Origin of the sequence: Oceanicella actignis (assembly GCF_008124525.1) — a bacterium.
Classification (GTDB): domain Bacteria; phylum Pseudomonadota; class Alphaproteobacteria; order Rhodobacterales; family Rhodobacteraceae; genus Oceanicella; species Oceanicella actignis.
In genome coordinates this window covers 116620-134049 of sequence record NZ_VNHJ01000006.1, presented here as the reverse complement: position 1 = coordinate 134049, position 17430 = coordinate 116620, and the positions used below count along the sequence as shown (strand labels likewise).

The following is a 17430-nucleotide window of genomic DNA, read 5'->3' as shown; positions in this document are numbered from 1 at the left end:
CCCCCGCCGCGCGCCCCGCCCGATTCGAAACGGCCGAGGGGCTTGCCCTTGGCCCCGCGCCCGTGTCTGTCTTGCCCAAAGGCGGAGGCGACAATGAACGAGATCGACGCGAAGGGCGTGTTCCTGGGCGGCGGCGGCAAGGATTACGCCCAGCCCCAGCATCTGCGGCTGGACAAGGCCAACCGGCACGGCCTGATCGCCGGCGCCACCGGCACGGGCAAGACGGTGACGTTGCAGATCATGGCCGAGGGGTTCTCGAACGCCGGCGTGCCGGTGTTCCTGTCCGACGTGAAGGGCGATCTGAGCGGCCTGTGCCAGCCCGGATCGCCCGATCACAAGCTGCACGGCGCCTTCCTCGAGCGGGCGCGCAAGATCGGCTTCGACGATTTCGGCTATCAGGGCTTTCCCGTCGTCTTCTGGGACCTGTTCGGGCAAGAGGGGCACCCCGTGCGCGCCACGGTGTCCGAGATGGGGCCGCTTCTGCTCTCGCGCATGCTGGATCTGAACGAGACGCAGGAAGGCGTGATGAACATCGTCTTCCGGCTTGCCGACGAGGAAGGGCTGCTGCTGCTCGACTTCAAGGATCTGCGCGCCATGCTCACGCATGTCTCCGAGCGCGCGCGCGAGCTGTCGGCGCGCTACGGCAACGTTTCGGCGGCGTCGGTGGGGGCGATCCAGCGGCGGCTGCTGGTGCTCGAGAACCAGGGCGCGGCCCAGTTCTTCGGCGAGCCGGCGCTGCGCCTGTCGGACATGATCGCGCAGGATGGCGGCAAGGGGCGCATCAACGTGCTGGCGGCGCGGCGGCTGATGTCCTCGCCGCGGCTTTACGCGACCTTCCTTCTTTGGCTCCTGTCCGAGCTGTTCGAGGAGCTGCCCGAGGTCGGCGACCCGGAAAAGCCGGTCATGGCCTTCTTCTTCGACGAGGCGCACCTGCTGTTCGACGGCGCGCCCAAGGCGCTGGTGGACAAGGTCGAGCAGGTGGCGCGGCTGATTCGCTCGAAGGGGGTGGGGGTGTTCTTCATCACCCAGAACCCCGCCGACGTGCCGGACGACGTGCTGGGGCAGCTGGGCTCGCGCGTGCAGCATGCGCTGCGCGCCTACACGCCGCGCGACCAGAAGGCGCTGCGCGCCGCCGCGCAAACCTTCCGCCCCAATCCCGAGTTCGACGCCGAAGAGGTCATTCCCAATCTGGGCGTGGGCGAGGCGCTGGTGTCCACGCTGGACCGCAAGGGCAGGCCGGGCGTCGTGCAGCGGACGCTGATCCGGCCGCCCTCGTCGCGCCTTGGTCCGGCCGAGCCCGCCGCGCTCGAGGCCGCGCGGCGCGCGTCGCCGGTGGCGGGTCTGTATGACCGGCCGCTCGACCGCCATAGCGCCTACGAGATCCTGGCCGAGCGCGCCGAACGCGCCGCCGAAGAGGCCGAGAAGGCCCAAAAGGCCGAGTCGGCCCCTCAGGCGCGCACGCGCAGCCGCGCCTCGCGCTCGGACAGCGTCGGCGAGGCCTTCGCCAAGTCGGTGGCGCGCAGCATCGGCACGCGCCTTGTGCGCGAGATCGTGCGGGGCGTGCTGGGCGGCATCTTTCGGGGCCGCTGACGCTCAGCCGTCGGGGTCCTGATCCGACAGGGTCAGCGGCGCGGGGGCGGCCAGGCGCAGATCCTCGACGCCGAGCGACGCCTGCGGGCGGGCCATGCGGTTGCGCGTGACCCAGATGAGGCGCTCTTCGGCGCGGGTGACGGCGACATAGGCAAGGCGCTTCCACAGCGGCATGCCCGCGTCGCTGCGTCCCGCGCGACAGGCCGCCCACAGGTCGGGCGCAAAGACCTGAACGCTTGGCCATTGCGAACCCTGGGCCTTGTGGATGGTCGCCGCCGCGCCATGCACGAAGGTCGCGCCCATGGCGGCCGCGGCGGGAATGAAGGGCTCTTCCTGATCGGGGCGCTCGATCCGAATGATCGAGGCGACGCTGATCTGCGGCTCTTCGGCGCCCAGGATATGCAGCTTTGCAAAGCCCTTGCGCCGCCCGGGGCCCAGAAAGACGCATTGCGCGCCCTTCACCAGGCCGCGCGCCTCGAGGTCGATGCGCTTCTTGCGATGGCGCGCCGGCAGCTCGATGCCGTCGCAGATCAGCGGCTCGCCCGGCAAGAGCGCGTCCTCGGGCGCGCCATGCACCTTGCGGAAGGCGTCGATCAGGCGGATGCGCGTGGCGTTGCGCCAGACCAGCATGGGAGAGCGCGCCATCAACGTCGGATCTGCGCGCTCGGCGACGACAACGCGCGGGTCCTGACGCGCGGCGCGCTCGATCAGGCGCTCGAAGTCCTCGAAGCCGATGTCGGGATCGGACAGCGCGTGCGCGATGTCGAGAATGGGGTTGCCGGCCGCCTGCCGGTGAATGCGCGACAGCTCGATCCGCCGATCCGGCCCCAGCGCGTCGAACACCATGGCCCCCGACTGCCCGACCGGCGCCAGCTGCGCCGGGTCGCCGAACAGCACGATCAGCCCGAAGATCTGGCGCAGATCCTCAAGCTGCTTGTCGTCCAGCATCGAGGCCTCGTCCACCAGCGCGATGTCCAGCGGATCGTCGCGCCGCGCCCAGCCGGTGATGAAGTCCGAGCCGCGCAGCCCTATGGCCGCCAGCGCGCCCGGTATGGACTTGTGCCGCTCGTAGCTGGCCCGCACGCGGTCGAGCTGTTCGTCCTCGATGTTCTCGACCTCGGGGCGTTCGCCCTCGCCGGCCAGCCATTCGGCGATCTTCTCGAACTGCGGGTCGTAGACCGGAGTGTAGATGATGCGGTGGATCGTGGTCGCCGGCACGCCCAGATTGCGCAGCACGCTGGCCGCCTTGTTGGTGGGCGCAAGCACGGCGAAGCTGCGCCGGTCCTTGTTGCGGCGCCCTTCCCAGTCGCCCGTCACAGGCTCGAGCCCGGCGGCGCTCAGCGCCTCGACCAGCAGCGACAAGAGACGCGTCTTGCCCGATCCCGCGCGGCCCAGAACGGCCATGACCTCGGCCGGTCCGTCGGCGCGCGCCATGGTCGCGCCGCCGCTCAGATCGACGCCATGACGGCGCAGCGCGGCGGCGACGGCCGCGAATGCGGCGGCCTGGTCGTCGGACAGCGCAAGGTCGCCTGGCGCTTGGCTTTGGGCGGGCGTGGTGGTCACGTCTGGCTCTGTCGCTTCGGGCCCCGCTTGGCCCGCCCAAGCCTTAGCCCGGATCGCGGCGCATGGAAACCGCCGCGCGCCGGGCGCCCGATCAGGCCGCGCGGGCCAGCGCCGGAATGGCCGCGTGCGGAACGATGGGCGGGATCGCGCCCAGGCGCAGCCCCTCGGGCGCGCGGTCCAGGATGTTCTGGCGCACCTGTTCCGAGATTTCCCACACGCCGACGATGATCTGGTCGCGCCCGGTTCCGCGCGCGCCGATGTCCTCGGCCGGCCAGCCCGCGTTGCGCCAGATGCGGCGCATGGGCGGATCGTAGCAGCCGATGTAGTGGGTCAGCCCGTAGCGCAGGCCCACTTCGATTCCGGCCAGCATCAGCGCCGTCGAGATGCGCCGCGCCGCCTGCATGCCGCCGCTGATGCGCGGCGAGACGACGAAGCGCGTGCTCTCCCAAATGAGCGGGCTTTCGATCGTGCCGCCGAGGATGTCCGAGAAATGATCGTTGATCATGCAGCCCGCCGTGGTCGGGGCCAGGCGACCGGATCCGCCATGCGTGCCGTCGGGCAGCTCGTAGATGCAGTAGAGCGGGTTGATGCGGTCGTATTCGTCGGTCTCCCACCCGTTCTCGTCGATGCGCAGATCCCAGGCGCGGCGGTCGCGGAACTGGGCCGCGCGGTCGCGGAACATGGAGTCGGCAAGGCGCGGAAAGGCAGGCAGATCGGAGCCGTAGACGAAACGGATCATGGGCGCACTCCTGTTGGGGGATGCGCCAAGGATTCCACAAAGAGGTAAATTTTCGCGGAATCACGAAATGATTAACAAATCGTGCATCAGACGCGGATTATTCCCGCCTTCACGCCCTTCGCAACCGCATGAAAGGTGTTGACCGCGCCCAGCTTGTTCCGCGCCGATTCCAGGTAAACCCGCAGCGTGTTTTCCGAGATTTGCAGCTTTTCGGCGATCTGCGCGCGCCGCACGCCTTGCGAAATCAGCGTCAGCACGTCGCGTTCGCGCGGCGACAGGGTCTTGGAGGGCAGCCTCGTCTCGATGTTCAGCGAGGACATCGAATGGGTGTGGATGCTGTGCGCCAGAATCAAAAGCTCCTGGCTGATCTCCTGGATGAGCAGCGCCCATTCGCGTTCGGTGCAGGATTTCGAGACGTTGAACATCGCGAACTGCCCCATGGGGCCGTGCAGCGGAATCGAGTAGCCGTGATTCCCCACGCCGAACTCGGCGGCTTCGGCCAGAAGGCGGCGATTCGCTTGCCCGCTCCAGTCCAGGTGGCGCCACTCGACCGGCGCGAAGCCGCTTTGCATCGCGACCACGGTCGGATCGGTGTAGCGATAGCCGGCCTCTTCGTAACGCGCGTGCCAGTCCGGCGAGTAGGTCATGGCGCCGAACTCCTCGGCCGCCCGGTCGCCGCCCAGAGAAAGCGCGTAGTATATGGCGTTGTCCAGGTCGTAGAGCTTGCGCACCTTCACCAGCAGACGCCGGAGTCCTTCTTCCGTGACGGCTTGAGGAAGCTGATCGACGATCGTCTGGAGTTTCTCGCTCATGGCCTGCTCCGCTGCGCCGTGGATCTTCGGCGTCAGGGCGCAAGCAGTCCCGCCCCGCACGCCGGGTGCGGGGTCAGGATAGATTAACCATGATTCATTTCAACTTCTAATTGCGCGCGCCTTCGCCGCCTCCGTCAGAGCGTCGCATCCAGGTTCAGGCGTGGGTTTCGCTCGGGGCGGAGTCCGATCCGCTCGAAGCGCGCTTCTTCAGCTCGACCGCGGCGACGACGATGGCGTCGTCGATCTGTTCGGCAAGGCTGATGTAGTAATTCCGCAGCGCGAACTGCCGAAGGTCGGCAAGGACGTCGATCATCCATTCGTTCTTCACCGGGCTTCTCCCATCGGTTGATCCCTGATGACCAAAGATTGCCCCGGCTGCGCGTCTGGCGCCATTCACCAAAACAAGCTCATCGAAAATGGTGAGGGGGGAGCGATCAAAAGTCTGAAAGACAAGGAAATTTTTCCGAGCGAATCGAAACGCCGTTAACTCGGCCTTCATCATCCCGGCAGGTTCCGGGCGATCGGGAAAAGCAAGGGCCGCACCGCGCATCGCGCGCGGCGCGGCCGCTTCCCCGGCCCGTCGGGGCGCTCATGCGGCGATGGCGAATTCCAGCTCTCGCGCCGCGGCGGCGATCTGCTCGTGCTCGGCGACGCGGCGCGCCATCTTGTCGCGAACCTCTTCGGTGCAGGGCCAGATGCCCGCGCAGATGCGTTTGCGGCCTTCGCCGGCGGCGCCCATCACGTCGGGCGCGAAATCCAGGCTGCGATAGACGCGCAGCATCGGCTCGTCGAACACCGCGACGTAGAACTCGACGCCGAAGCGAAGCCCCGCGTCGATGCCCGCGAGCAGCAGAGAGGTGGTGATGTGCATCGCCTCGCGCGCCGAGCGCACGCTTGGCGAGACGCAAAAGCGCGTGATCTCCCAGATCGTGGGCGAGCTGATGACGACGCCGTCGGTCAGGTGCGAGAAATGCTCGCCGATCATGGTGCGGCCGGTGGTGGGCATGAGCCGGCCCGAGCCGCCATGGCTGCCGTCTTCGCGTTCGTAGATGATGTAGAGCGGGCCAAGCGGGTCATACTGATCGCGCTCCCACCCGTTCTCGTCCACATGGACGTCCCATTTCATCCGGTCGCGGAATTGCCGGGCGCGGTCCTTGAACATCTCGTCGACCAGGCGGGGATGCTTGTCGAGTTCGTGGGCGTAAACATAGCGGATCATGGCACTCTCCTTGGGGAAGCAGGGGAGGCCATGATCGGCAATTAACCATGAATGTTAACTGAATGAAAGGTTAATTTTTCATGTCAAACTCTAAATGTTTATTATACCTGTTCTTACCGCTATTGAGACAGCATGAGGCATGTTCAGTCCGCCCAGCTTGTTGCGGGCGCTGTCCAAATAAACTCGCAGCGTGTTTTCGGAGATTTTGAGCGATTCGGCGATCTGGCTTCTGCTCATGCCCGACGAAATCATCGCCAATGCATCGCGTTCCCTCGGCGAAAGAGCAGGAAGTCCTTTCTCTTCGTCGACCGAAAAAATCTCCAACACCTTCTGGTGCATGAAATTGGCCACAAGCAGCCAATCCGTGGCCGTTTCGGCCAGGTAGCGCTCCCAGACGGCGTCCGTGCATGTCTTGTTGATCGTCAGCACCGCGAACTGGCCGTTGGGGCCGCGAATGGGCACCGTGTAGCCCTGGTTGCCGACGCCCGCATCCACCGCCTCGAGGATCAGGTTGCGCCGCTTGCGCGGGCTCCAGTCCAGACGCTTCCAGTCGAGCGGGGTGAAGCTTTGCACCGCGCCGATGACCGTCGGGTCGACCTCCTTGTAGTTCTCCTCCAGATATCGTTGCGACCACTCGGCTCGATACGTGATCTCGCCGAACTCATACGCCCCTTGTCCGGGGTCGCCGCCGAAGGACATGACCACGTAGACCACATGATCCACGTCGTAGACGTCCCGAATGAGATCCGCGAAGCGACGCACGTCCTCCACGGTTCTGAACTCGGGAAGCCTTTCGATGATGGCGCGTATGCGCTCCGACATGGGTTCCGCCTGACACGTCTCGATGTCGCGGAGCATACTATCTGCGCCGCGCTCAAGCCATGTCCGGCGACCTGAACGCCGGATGAGCGGCCCGCTCCACCGCCGGTGGAGCCGGGCGCGAGGACACGCCAATCAGGCCCTCCCTGCGACGGCGCCAGGGGATGACTGATGGACCGGCCACGCAACACGCACCACAATGCGGCCGTTTCAAACGCTTACGCGCGGCCACCCCCTGAACGCACGCCGGCGGCCAGCTCCCGGGCGCCGCAATCCGCCGCGTTTGGGGTGCGCGGAAGATCGCCGCAAGCCGTGCGACCGCCCTCGATGCAGGCGAATCGCGCAGCCTCTTCGCCGCCTTGAGGCGAAAGGCCCGGCTTTCCGGGGCCGGATCAGGGTCTGGGGCGCACTCGCCCCTGGCCCGAATCCGACGCCGCCTTTACGCTCGCTACGCTTGTCGTCACTCGCTTACGCCACGCTACGTTCAGAAGAATAGGTTAATCTGGAAGGCGAAACATTCCTCGGAAATCGCGAGGCCGGGCCGTCTAAGCCTCGGAAGACGTTGCGTCAAGTTGTCAATTGCGGCAAAAGAAGGGCGGAGGGCCGCCTTGTTTCGACCCTCCGCCGGCAGTGTTCGTCAGGGTGATTCGCCCGTGGCGAATCAGTTCCGCGAAGCCGCGAGCGCGTCCTCGAAGGTGCGCAGCCCCGTGCGCGGCGCGCTGACCAGCACCGCCATGTTCCCCGGCTTGTGCTCGTTGCGCATCATCTTCATGTGCGCCTTGGGAATGTCGCTCCAGGGGAAGACCTCGGACATGCACGGGTCCAGACGCCGCTCCAGCATCAGCTGGTTGGCCTGGCTGGCCTGCTTGAGGTTGGCGAAGTGGCTGCCCTGGATGCGCTTCTGGTGCATCCAGACGTAGCGCGCGTCCATGGTCAGGTTGTAGCCGGTCGTGCCGGCGCAGATCACCACCATGCCGCCCCGCTTGACCACGAAGGTCGAGACGGGGAACGTCGCCTCGCCAGGGTGCTCGAACACGATGTCGACGTTGTTGCCCTTGCCGGTGATCTCCCAGATCGCCTTGCCGAAGCGGCGGGCCTCGTCGAACCAGGCCTTGTATTCGGGCGTGCCGACCTTGGGCAGCTGGCCCCAGCAGTTGAAGTCCTTGCGGTTGATGACGCCCTTGGCGCCCAGCCCCATGACGAAGTCGCGCTTGTCTTCGTCCGAGATGACGCCGATGGCGTTCGCGCCGGCCGTGTTGATCAGCTGGATCGCGTAGGAGCCGAGGCCGCCCGAGGCGCCCCAGACCAGCACGTTCTGCCCGGGCTTGAGCGTGTGCGGGCGGTGGCCGAACAGCATCCGGTAGGCGGTGGCCAGGGTCAGGGTGTAGCAGGCCGATTCTTCCCAGGTCAGGTGCTGCGGCCGCTTCATCAGCTGCTGCGCCTGCACGCGGGTGAACTGCGCGAACGAGCCGTCGGGCGTCTCGTAGCCCCAGATGCGCTGGCTGGGCGAGAACATCGGATCGCCGCCGTTGCACTCCTCGTCGTCGCCGTCGTCCTGGTTGCAGTGGATCACGACCTCGTCGCCGACCTTCCAGCGCTTGACCTTGTCGCCGACCTTCCAGACGATTCCCGACGCGTCCGAGCCGGCGATGTGGTATTCGGCCTTGTGCACGTCGAAGGGCGAGATCGGCACGCCCAGCCCCGCCCAGACGCCGTTGTAGTTGACGCCGGCGGCCATGACGAAGACCAGCACCTCGTGGCTGTCGATCTCGGGAACGTCCACGACCTCGAGCTGCATGGACTTCTCGGGCTCGCCATGGCGCTCGCGCCGGATGGTCCAGGCATACATCTTCTTGGGCACATGGCCCAGGGGCGGAATTTCGCCGACTTCGTAAAGGTCCTTGATCGGCGCCTCGTATTCGATCGGGGCGGCGGGGGTGTCGAGGGGGGCCATGAGGGTCTCCTTCCATGTTGCGGCGCGGTCGGCCGACGCGGCCGTGCGCAACAATCGTGCTAATTTCGTCTGGCTTGAGGAATGACATTGCTCGCGCGGCCTTGCAAGCGTTTTGTGCGCTGCGGTAGCGAGCAACTTAATTCCCACAGGCGACACGGTGGCGACAGAATGTTTCAATCGCTTTGCGCTGCGTTGCAAAATACCTTATAGCCTGAGGCAAGGCGGGCGGCGCGAATCGCGGCCCGCGCAACGCATGCCCGCGCCCGCGCGCGCGAGCCGCCGACGAGGAGCCGCCCATGACCGAGACCCGCCGCGACCGCCCCTGGCTTTTCCGCACCTATGCCGGCCATTCCACCGCGCAGGCGTCCAACGCGCTTTACCGCTCCAACCTGGCCAAGGGGCAGACCGGCCTTTCGGTCGCCTTCGACCTGCCGACCCAGACCGGCTATGACAGCGACCACCCCCTTGCGCGCGGCGAGGTGGGCAAGGTCGGCGTGCCGGTCTCGCATCTGGGGGACATGCGCGCGCTGTTCGACGGCATCCCGCTCGAGCAGATGAACACCTCGATGACCATCAACGCCACCGCCGCCTGGCTGCTGGCGCTGTATATCGCCGCGGCCGAGGAGCAGGGCGCCGACATCCGCAAGCTTCAGGGCACGGTGCAGAACGACATCATCAAGGAATACCTCTCGCGCGGGACCTATGTGTTCCCGCCGCAGCCCTCGCTGCGGCTGATCGGCGACATCGCCGCCTACACCTATCGCGAGGTTCCCAGGTGGAACCCGATGAACGTCTGCTCGTATCACCTGCAAGAGGCCGGGGCGACGCCCGAGCAGGAGCTGGCCTATGCGCTGGCCACCGCCATCGCGGTGCTCGACACGGTCAAGGCGCAGGGCGCCGTGCCCGAGCAGGATTTCCCGACCGTGGTCGGGCGCATCTCGTTCTTCGTCAATGCGGGCATCCGCTTCGTGACCGAGATGTGCAAGATGCGCGCCTTCGTCGATCTGTGGGACGAGATCTGCCGCGACCGCTACGGCGTCGAGGATCCCAAGCTGCGCCGCTTCCGCTACGGCGTGCAGGTCAACAGCCTGGGCCTGACCGAGCAGCAGCCCGAGAACAACGTCTACCGCATCCTCATCGAGATGCTGGCCGTCACGCTGTCGAAGAAGGCGCGGGCGCGCGCCGTGCAGCTGCCCGCCTGGAACGAGGCGCTGGGTCTGCCGCGGCCCTGGGATCAGCAGTGGTCGCTGCGCATGCAGCAGATCATGGCCTACGAGACCGATCTGCTCGAATATGACGACCTCTTCGACGGCAACCCCGCCGTCGAGCGCAAGGTGGCCGAGCTGAAGGAGGCCGCGCGCGCCGAGCTTGCCCGCATCGAGGAGATGGGCGGCGCCGTTCAGGCGATCGACTACATGAAGTCCCGCCTGGTCGAGGCCAACACCGCCCGCCTTGCGCGCATCGAGCGCGGCGAGACCGTGGTGGTCGGCGTCAACCGCTTCACCGAGACCGAGCCCAGCCCCCTGACCGCCGGCGACGGCGACATCCTGGTCGTCGATCCGGCCGTCGAGCAGGAGCAGATCGCGCGCCTCAACGCCTGGCGCGCCGCCCGCGACCCCGCCGCCGTCGAGGCCGCCCTGGCCGCGTTGAAAGAGGCCGCCCGCTCGGGCGCCAACATCATGCCGCCCTCGATCGCGGCGGCCAAGGCGGGCGTCACCACCGGCGAGTGGGGCGCCGCCATGCGCGAGGTGTTCGGCGAATACCGCGCTCCGACCGGCGTCGCCAAGGCCGCCTCGGTCGACGCCGCGGGTCTTGAAGAGGTGCGCGCCGCGGTCGAGGAGGTGTCCGCCCGGCTGGGCCGCAGGCTCAAGTTCCTGGTCGGCAAGCCGGGGCTCGACGGCCATTCGAACGGCGCCGAGCAGATCGCCGTGCGCGCGCGCGACTGCGGCATGGAGGTCGTCTACGAGGGCATCCGCCTGACGCCGGCGCAGATCGTGAACGCCGCGCTCGAGGAATCGGCGCATGTGGTCGGCCTGTCGATCCTGTCGGGCTCGCATCTGCCGCTGGTCAAGGAGGTGATCGACCGCATGAAGGCGGCCGGGCTTGACGACGTGCCCGTCGTGGTCGGCGGCATCATTCCCGAGGCCGACGCTGAAGAGCTGCGCGCCTACGGGGTGGCGCGGGTCTACACGCCCAAGGATTTCGAGCTGAACCGCATCATGTCCGACATCGTCGACCTGGTCGCCGCCGAAAGCCGCGAGGCGGCCTGACGCGCCGCCCTCAGGGCTTCGAATCGCGGCTGAAAAGGTAGATCGCCAGCGCGACGGTCAGCGTGGCGGCGTAATAGGCGAAGATGGCGTGAAAGGCGGCCGCCGGGTCGGCCGGATCGGCCGCCGCTTCGGCGATCCGCCCGGTCGCGAACTGCCCCAGCCCGACGCCGCCGATGCTGAAGAAGTTCATCACCGTCACGCCGCGCCCGGTCAGATGCGCGGGGAAGAAGCTGCGCGCATGGGCCATGAGCGCGGCATAGGACGCGCCGAAAAAGCCGATCGCCGTCATCAGCGCCGTGGCCGTCTGCGGCGCGACGCCCATGGCCAGAACCGCCACGCAGGCCGCGCCGATGGCGTTCGCGCTCAGGTTCAACCACTTGCGCGTGCCCAGCAGCCTGTCGGCCGAACCGATCAGCACGCTGCCCGCCACCATGCCAAGCGCCATCCACGTCATCGCCTGGCCGATGCCGATCGCGTCCATGCCGTGGACCTCGGACAGGTAGGGGCCGGCCCACAGCCCGCGGATGCCCGCCGACGAGGCGTAGTTGAACACCGCCAGCGGCAGCAGCGGCCACAGAACGCGCATCCGCAGCACCGCAAGCACCCCGCCCAGCGCGCTGTCGCCCTCGGCGGCGATGCGCTCGGGATCGCGGATGGCGGTCAACGCGATCGCGGCCAGAAGCGCCGCCATCGCCGCAAGACCCAGCATCACCCCGCGCCAGCCGAAGGCCTCGGCCGCATGGGCCAGCGGCCCCGCGCCAAGCACGTTGCCCAGCGACCCGAAGCCGATCATCAGCCCCGACAGAGTGGCGAAGCGCGCCGGCGCATGGCGGCGGGCGAAGATGAACATGCCGGCCATCAGCACCGGCGCGCAGCCGACGCCGATCAGCGCCATGGCCGCGATCAGCGCGCCGGCGCTCTGCGCCGAGGCGAACAGCAGCGAGCCCCCCGCCGCGCCGACCAGCATCAGCCAGCCCACGGTGCGCCGCGGGCCGATCCGGTCCAGCGCCACGCCGATCGGAAACTGCGCCAGCGCAAAGGCCATGAACCACGCCCCGGCCGCGTCCGACAGCTGCACCGCGCTCAGGCCCAGATCCGCCGTCAGCCCCGGCGACAGCACCGCCAGAAACGAGCGGAAGAACTGGCTCAGCACATAGGCGGCGAACAGCGCTGCGACGTCCATCTGACAAGGCTCCCTTATGGATCGCCCCGGTTTCGCCCGCGCGCCCCCTTGCGTCAATCGCCGATCCGCGCCACCACATGGAAAACCTGCCAAGGAGCGCCCCCATGACCCGCCCGCCCCTGACCAACATGCAGACCCGCGACGTCGAGGCCCTGCTCCATCCCTACGCCAATCCGGCGACGCTGCGCGCCGAGGGGCCGTTCATCGTCTCGCGCGCCGAGGGGCTGCATGTCTTCGACGCCGAGGGCCGGCGCTATCTCGAAGGCATGTCGGGGCTGTGGTGCTGCGGGCTGGGCTTCGGCGACGCCGAGCTGATCGAAACCGCGCGCGAACAGCTGGGCCGCCTGCCCTATTACCACCTCTTCGCCGGGCGCAGCCACGAACCCGCCATCGAGCTGGCCGAGCGCATCAAGGAGCTGGCCCCCGGCGCGGCGCGCGTCTTCTACCAGTCCAGCGGCTCCGAGGCGAACGAGACGCAGATCAAGCTCGTCTGGTATTTCAACAACGCCCGGGGCAAGCCGCAGAAGAAAAAGATCATCAGCCGCGCGAAGGCCTATCACGGGGTGACGATCGTCTCGGCCTCGCTGACCGGCCTGCCCTACAACCATCGCGATTTCGACCTGCCGGTGGACCGCATCTTGCACACCGCGACGCCGCACGCCTGGCGCGGGGCCGAGCCGGGCGAAGACGAACGCGCCTACGCGGCCCGCCTTGCGCGCGAGCTGGACGCGTTGATCGAGCGCGAAGGCCCCGACACCGTCGCCGCCTTCATCGCCGAGCCCGTGATGGGCGCCGGCGGCGTCATCGTCCCGCCCGAGGGCTATTTCGAGGAAATCTCGGCCGTGCTGGCCCGCCACGACGTCCTGCTCATCGCCGACGAGGTGATCTGCGGCTTCGGGCGCACGGGCCAGTGGTTCGGACACCAGACGCTGGGCTTCAAGCCCAACGCCATTTCGATGGCCAAGCAGCTGACTGCGGGCTACGCGCCCCTGTCGGCGGTGGCGATCGACGCCGAAATGGCCGCGGCCGTCGAGGACAACGCCTCGCGCATCGGCGTGTTCGGGCATGGCTTCACCTATGGCGGCCATCCGCTGGGCTGCGCCGTGGGCGCCAAGGCGCTCGAGATCTACCAGCGGCGCGACATCCCCGGCCATGTGCGCAGGATCGCGCCGCTGTTCCAGGCGCGGCTGCGCGCGCTGGCCGATCATCCGCTGGTGGGCGAGGCGCGCGGCCTCGGGCTGCTGGGCGCGCTCGAGCTGGCGCCCGACAAGTCGGGCCGCGCCGCCTTCGAGCCCGCCGGCAAGGTCGGCGCGCGCATGGCGGCCGAGCTGCAGGCGCGCGGCGTGATCCTGCGCGCCATGGGCGACGTGATCGGCTTCTGCCCGCCCATGATCATCGACGAGGACGGCATCGAAGAGCTGTTCGCCCCCATTCCCGACGCGCTCGACGCCACGCTCGCATGGGCGCGCGCCGAGGGGCTGATGCGATGACCGCCGGCGTCATCTACAAGATCCTGCGCGCCGAGGAATGGGCGCGCCTCGAGGCCGAGGGCGCGTTCGAGGGCGCGCCCGTCGATCTGGCCGACGGATACATCCATTTCTCGACCGCCGCGCAGGCGCCCGAGACGGCGCGCAGGCACTTCGCCGGCGCCCAGGGTCTTGTCCTTGCGGCGTGCGATGCGGCGGCGCTGGGCGAGGCCCTCAGATGGGAGCCGGCGCGCGGCGGCGATCTGTTCCCGCATCTCTACGCGCCCTTGCCGCGCGCGGCGGTGATATGGGCGCGGCCCCTGCCCCTCGGGCCGGACGGCGCGCACCGTTTTCCGCCCGAATTCCCCGCCCCCGAGCGCGCCGAAGGCGAGGCCGGCGCCTCATGATGCGCGTCGTCGAGCGCGCCGGGCTGGCGGCGCTGCGCCTGCTCGATCCCGAGACCGCCCATGCGCTGGCGCTGCGCGCGCTGGCGGCGGGGCTTGCGCCCGCGCCGGGGCCGATTTCGTCGCCGCGGCTGGCGGGGCGGGCGATGGGGCTGGAGTTCCCCAATCCCGTCGGCATCGCCGCCGGCTTCGACAAGAACGCCCAGGCGGTGGACGCGGCGTTGAGGCTGGGCGTCGGCTTCGTCGAGATCGGCGCCGTCACGCCGCGGCCCCAGCCCGGCAATCCGCGCCCGCGCCTGTTTCGCCTGCCCCGGGACCGGGCGGCGATCAACCGCTTCGGCTTCAACAATGACGGCATGGAGGCCATAGCCCGCCGGCTCGAGCGCGCGCGCCGCGACGGAGTCGTGGGGGTGAATCTGGGCGCCAACAAGGATTCGCCCGACCGCGCGGCCGATTATGCGGCCGTTCTGCGCCGCTTCGCCGGGCTGGCCGATTTCTTCACCGTGAACGTCTCGTCTCCCAACACCGAGCGTCTGCGCGACCTGCAGGGCGCGGCCGCGCTCGACCGGCTTCTGGCCCTGTGTCAGGAGGCCCGCGACGCCGCCGCGCCCGGCAAGCCGGTTCTGGTCAAGATCGCGCCCGATCTGTCCGGCGACGAGCTGGCCGCCATCGCCCAGGTAGCGATGCGCCGGGCAATCGACGGAATCGTGGCCACCAACACCACACTTTCGCGCGAGGGGCTGCGCAGCCCGCACGCGGCGCAGGCTGGCGGGCTGTCGGGCGCGCCGCTCTTCGCCCGCTCGACCGAGACCCTGCGCGCGCTGGCGCGGCTGACGCAGGGGCGCGTCACGCTGGTCGGGGTGGGGGGCGTGTTCTCGGGGCGCGACGCCTATGCCAAGATCCGCGCCGGAGCGCGGCTGGTGCAGCTCTACACCGCCCTCGTCTACGAGGGGCCGGGACTTGCGGCGCGCATCGTGCGCGAGCTGGACGAGCTGCTGGCCCGGGACGGCTTTTCGCATGTCGATCAGGCCGTCGGCGCCGACCTCTGAGCCGGCCAGGGCGCCGCACAACGACGCAATCTCGCCCGGCGGCGACGCGGCATTTGCCCTCGAAACCCCGATTCTCGGGCTCAACCGTATGAATTGAAACGAAAAAGCCCGAAAAACCGCCTTCCAAGGCCCGTATTGCATGGCCGGGGGGGCTGTGCTAGCAACCGCACGAATTCGGGGGGAACGTTCGTTTTCCACCCTTTCTGGGCGCATGCTTGTCGCGCCCGCCGGAAAACGCGGAAGGGATCACGTGGTCGATTCAGCTTCTCTTGTATCCGGACTGGCCGGGCGCTACGCGACCGCGCTGTTCGAACTCGCCGAGGAAGCCGACAAGCTTTCCGAAGTGGAAAAGGATCTTGCGGAACTGAAGGCCGCTCTGGCCGACAGCGCCGCGCTGCGCGACCTGGCGACCAGCCCGGTCTACAGCCGCGAGGAACAGGCGGCCGCCATCGCGGCCGTCGCCGAGGCGATGGGCCTGAACGGCCTGACCCGCAACCTGCTGGGCCTGATGGCCGCCAAGCGCCGCCTGTTCGCGCTGGGCGCGGTGTGCGACGCCTTCGCGGCGCTGGCCGCCGACAAGCGGGGCGAGATCTCGGCCGAGGTGCGCGCCGCCGCGCCGCTGACCGACGCGCAGCGCGAGGCCCTGGCCGACACGATCCGCAAGGCGGTCGGCAAGGACGTGAAACTGAATGTCGCCGTCGATGAATCCCTCATCGGCGGTCTCGTCGTGAAGGTGGGCTCTCGCATGATCGACACGTCGATCCGCGCGCGCCTCGCCAATCTCCAGAACGCTATGAAAGAGGTCGGGTGATGGGCATCCAGGCATCTGAGATTTCTGCGATCCTCAAGGAGCAGATCAAGAACTTCGGCCAGGAAGCCGAGGTCGCCGAGGTGGGCCGGGTGCTCTCGGTGGGCGACGGCATCGCGCGCGTCCACGGGCTGGACAACGTGCAGGCCGGCGAAACCGTCGAGTTTCCCGGCGGCATCATGGGCATGGCGCTGAACCTCGAGCAGGACAACGTCGGCATCGTGATCTTCGGCTCGGACCGCGAGATCAAGGAAGGCGACATCGTCAAGCGCACCGGGGCCATCGTGGACGTTCCCGTGGGCAAGGGCCTGCTGGGCCGCGTCGTGGATGCGCTGGGCAACCCGCTTGACGGCAAGGGCCCGATCGAGGCCGCCGAGCGCCGCCGCGCCGACGTCAAGGCGCCGGGCATCATTCCCCGCCGCTCGGTGCACGAGCCCATGGCCACCGGCCTGAAGGCGATCGACAGCCTGATCCCGATCGGCCGCGGCCAGCGCGAGCTGATCATCGGCGACCGCCAGACCGGCAAGACCGCCGTCGCGCTCGACGCCATCCTGAACCAGAAGAGCTACAACGAGGCCGCCGGCGACGACGAGTCCAAGAAGCTCTACTGCGTCTACTGCGCCGTCGGGCAGAAGCGCTCGACCGTCGCGCAGCTGGTGAAGAAGCTCGAGGAAAGCGGCGCCATCGAGTATTCGATCGTCGTCGCCGCCACCGCCTCGGACCCCGCGCCGATGCAGTTCCTGGCGCCCTACGCGGCCTGCGCCATCGCCGAGTATTTCCGCGACAACGGCATGCACGCGCTGATCATCTACGACGACCTGTCCAAGCAGGCCGTCGCCTACCGCCAGATGTCGCTGCTGCTGCGCCGTCCGCCGGGGCGCGAGGCCTATCCGGGCGACGTGTTCTACCTGCACTCGCGCCTGCTCGAGCGCGCCGCCAAGCTGAACGAGGATTTCGGCTCGGGCTCGCTGACCGCGCTGCCGATCATCGAGACGCAGGCGGGCGACGTGTCGGCCTACATCCCGACCAACGTGATCTCGATCACCGACGGCCAGATCTTCCTCGAGACCGAGCTCTTCTACCAGGGCATCCGCCCGGCCGTGAACGTCGGCCTGTCGGTGTCGCGCGTGGGTTCGGCGGCCCAGACCAAGGCGATGAAGTCGGTCGCGGGCTCGATCAAGCTCGAGCTGGCGCAGTATCGCGAGATGGCGGCCTTCGCGCAGTTCGGCTCGGACCTTGACGCGGCCACGCAGCGCCTGCTGAACCGCGGCGCGCGCCTGACCGAGCTGCTCAAGCAGCCGCAGTATTCGCCGCTGACCAACGCCGAGCAGGTGGTGGTGATCTTCGCCGGCACCAACGGCTTCCTTGACCCGCTGCCGGTCTCGGCGGTCGGCCGCTTCGAGAAGGGCCTGCTGGCGCATTTCCGCACCAAGCATCAGGACCTGCTCGACGAGATCCGCGACACCGACCCCAAGATCGCCGGCGACATCGCCGAGCGCATCAAGGCCGCGATCGAGGAATTCGCCAAGGGTTTCGCGTAAGCGCCCGCTGTTG

The 17430-nt window shown here is 68.2% G+C and carries 15 protein-coding genes; 7 read left to right on the top strand and 8 right to left on the bottom strand.

All coding sequences use genetic code 11. The annotated features are described in order from the left end of the window. The first annotated feature begins 93 nt into the window (after positions 1-93). A complete protein-coding gene (locus LY05_RS10020; protein ID WP_148923072.1) occupies positions 94-1590 on the top strand; it encodes a helicase HerA-like domain-containing protein in 1497 nt (498 codons plus the stop codon). Positions 1591-1593: 3 nt separating this feature from the next. Here LY05_RS10020 and LY05_RS10015 read toward each other — a convergent pair whose 3' ends face one another. From LY05_RS10015 to ccrA, 7 genes are all read right to left on the bottom strand, one after another. Continuing rightward, complete coding sequence (locus tag LY05_RS10015) at positions 1594-3153, bottom strand: ATP-dependent DNA helicase (RefSeq protein WP_249041927.1); 1560 nt, start codon at positions 3151-3153, stop codon at positions 1594-1596. A gap of 91 nt (positions 3154-3244) precedes the next feature. Beyond that, the gene (locus tag LY05_RS10010) at positions 3245-3892 is read right to left on the bottom strand and encodes an acyl-homoserine-lactone synthase (RefSeq protein WP_072747045.1); all 648 of its coding nucleotides are present in this window, start codon (positions 3890-3892) and stop codon (positions 3245-3247) included. 86 nt (positions 3893-3978) lie between these two features. After that, a complete protein-coding gene (locus LY05_RS10005) occupies positions 3979-4704 on the bottom strand; it encodes a helix-turn-helix transcriptional regulator (RefSeq protein WP_072747046.1) in 726 nt (241 codons plus the stop codon). Positions 4705-4858: 154 nt separating this feature from the next. Further along, entirely contained in the window at positions 4859-5206 is a 348-nt protein-coding gene (locus LY05_RS10000; protein ID WP_148923071.1) for a hypothetical protein, read from the bottom strand. An 87-nt stretch (positions 5207-5293) separates the two neighbouring features. Continuing rightward, complete coding sequence (locus LY05_RS09995; RefSeq protein WP_072747047.1) at positions 5294-5923, bottom strand: acyl-homoserine-lactone synthase; 630 nt, start codon at positions 5921-5923, stop codon at positions 5294-5296. A 90-nt stretch (positions 5924-6013) separates the two neighbouring features. Beyond that, positions 6014-6745 (bottom strand): helix-turn-helix transcriptional regulator, encoded by a 732-nt coding sequence (locus LY05_RS09990; RefSeq protein ID WP_072747199.1) that lies wholly within the window; start codon positions 6743-6745, stop codon positions 6014-6016. Between the two features lie 658 nt (positions 6746-7403). After that, on the bottom strand, positions 7404-8696 hold the full coding sequence (gene ccrA, locus LY05_RS09985; protein ID WP_148923070.1) for a crotonyl-CoA carboxylase/reductase: 1293 nt from the start codon (positions 8694-8696) through the stop codon (positions 7404-7406). Between the two features lie 296 nt (positions 8697-8992). On the opposite strand from ccrA, the gene LY05_RS09980 reads away from it, so the two are divergent. Next, the gene (locus LY05_RS09980; RefSeq protein ID WP_148923069.1) at positions 8993-10966 is read left to right on the top strand and encodes a protein meaA; all 1974 of its coding nucleotides are present in this window, start codon (positions 8993-8995) and stop codon (positions 10964-10966) included. Between the two features lie 10 nt (positions 10967-10976). On the opposite strand, the gene LY05_RS09975 is transcribed toward LY05_RS09980, so the two are convergent. Further along, on the bottom strand, positions 10977-12149 hold the full coding sequence (locus tag LY05_RS09975; RefSeq protein ID WP_148923068.1) for an MFS transporter: 1173 nt from the start codon (positions 12147-12149) through the stop codon (positions 10977-10979). A 104-nt stretch (positions 12150-12253) separates the two neighbouring features. Between LY05_RS09975 and LY05_RS09970 the strand changes: the two genes are divergently transcribed. The 5 genes from LY05_RS09970 (at position 12254) to atpA (ending at position 17417) form a co-directional block, all read left to right on the top strand. Further along, positions 12254-13639 carry an aminotransferase gene (locus LY05_RS09970; RefSeq protein ID WP_148923067.1) on the top strand — a complete coding sequence of 462 codons (1386 nt, stop codon included), beginning with the start codon at positions 12254-12256 and terminating at the stop codon, positions 13637-13639. Beyond that, complete coding sequence (locus LY05_RS09965) at positions 13636-14022, top strand: DUF952 domain-containing protein (RefSeq protein ID WP_148923066.1); 387 nt, start codon at positions 13636-13638, stop codon at positions 14020-14022. The genes LY05_RS09970 and LY05_RS09965 overlap by 4 nt, the downstream gene beginning before the upstream one ends. Further along, positions 14022-15068: a quinone-dependent dihydroorotate dehydrogenase gene (locus LY05_RS09960; protein ID WP_148923122.1), complete on the top strand. Its 1047-nt coding sequence runs from the start codon at positions 14022-14024 to the stop codon at positions 15066-15068. Before LY05_RS09965 ends, LY05_RS09960 begins: the two co-directional genes overlap by 1 nt. A gap of 250 nt (positions 15069-15318) precedes the next feature. Then, positions 15319-15879 (top strand): F0F1 ATP synthase subunit delta, encoded by a 561-nt coding sequence (locus LY05_RS09955; RefSeq protein WP_148923065.1) that lies wholly within the window; start codon positions 15319-15321, stop codon positions 15877-15879. Continuing rightward, positions 15879-17417, top strand: a complete 1539-nt coding sequence (atpA, locus tag LY05_RS09950) for a F0F1 ATP synthase subunit alpha (RefSeq protein WP_148923064.1) — start codon at positions 15879-15881, stop codon at positions 17415-17417. Before LY05_RS09955 ends, atpA begins: the two co-directional genes overlap by 1 nt. Positions 17418-17430 lie beyond the last annotated feature (13 nt).

Excerpts from the sequence above, each read along its gene's own strand:
- LY05_RS10020 (WP_148923072.1), top strand. The coding sequence starts at position 94 with ATGAACGAGATCGACGCGAAGGGCGTGTTCCTGGGCGGCGGCGGCAAG.
- LY05_RS10010 (WP_072747045.1), bottom strand. The coding sequence starts at position 3,892 with ATGATCCGTTTCGTCTACGGCTCCGATCTGCCTGCCTTTCCGCGCCTT.
- LY05_RS10005 (WP_072747046.1), bottom strand. The coding sequence starts at position 4,704 with ATGAGCGAGAAACTCCAGACGATCGTCGATCAGCTTCCTCAAGCCGTC.
- LY05_RS10000 (WP_148923071.1), bottom strand. The coding sequence starts at position 5,206 with ATGATGAAGGCCGAGTTAACGGCGTTTCGATTCGCTCGGAAAAATTTC.
- LY05_RS09995 (WP_072747047.1), bottom strand. The coding sequence starts at position 5,923 with ATGATCCGCTATGTTTACGCCCACGAACTCGACAAGCATCCCCGCCTG.
- LY05_RS09990 (WP_072747199.1), bottom strand. The coding sequence starts at position 6,745 with ATGTCGGAGCGCATACGCGCCATCATCGAAAGGCTTCCCGAGTTCAGA.
- ccrA (WP_148923070.1), bottom strand. The coding sequence starts at position 8,696 with ATGGCCCCCCTCGACACCCCCGCCGCCCCGATCGAATACGAGGCGCCG.
- LY05_RS09980 (WP_148923069.1), top strand. The coding sequence starts at position 8,993 with ATGACCGAGACCCGCCGCGACCGCCCCTGGCTTTTCCGCACCTATGCC.
- LY05_RS09975 (WP_148923068.1), bottom strand. The coding sequence starts at position 12,149 with ATGGACGTCGCAGCGCTGTTCGCCGCCTATGTGCTGAGCCAGTTCTTC.
- LY05_RS09970 (WP_148923067.1), top strand. The coding sequence starts at position 12,254 with ATGACCCGCCCGCCCCTGACCAACATGCAGACCCGCGACGTCGAGGCC.
- LY05_RS09965 (WP_148923066.1), top strand. The coding sequence starts at position 13,636 with ATGACCGCCGGCGTCATCTACAAGATCCTGCGCGCCGAGGAATGGGCG.
- LY05_RS09960 (WP_148923122.1), top strand. The coding sequence starts at position 14,022 with ATGCGCGTCGTCGAGCGCGCCGGGCTGGCGGCGCTGCGCCTGCTCGAT.
- atpA (WP_148923064.1), top strand. The coding sequence starts at position 15,879 with ATGGGCATCCAGGCATCTGAGATTTCTGCGATCCTCAAGGAGCAGATC.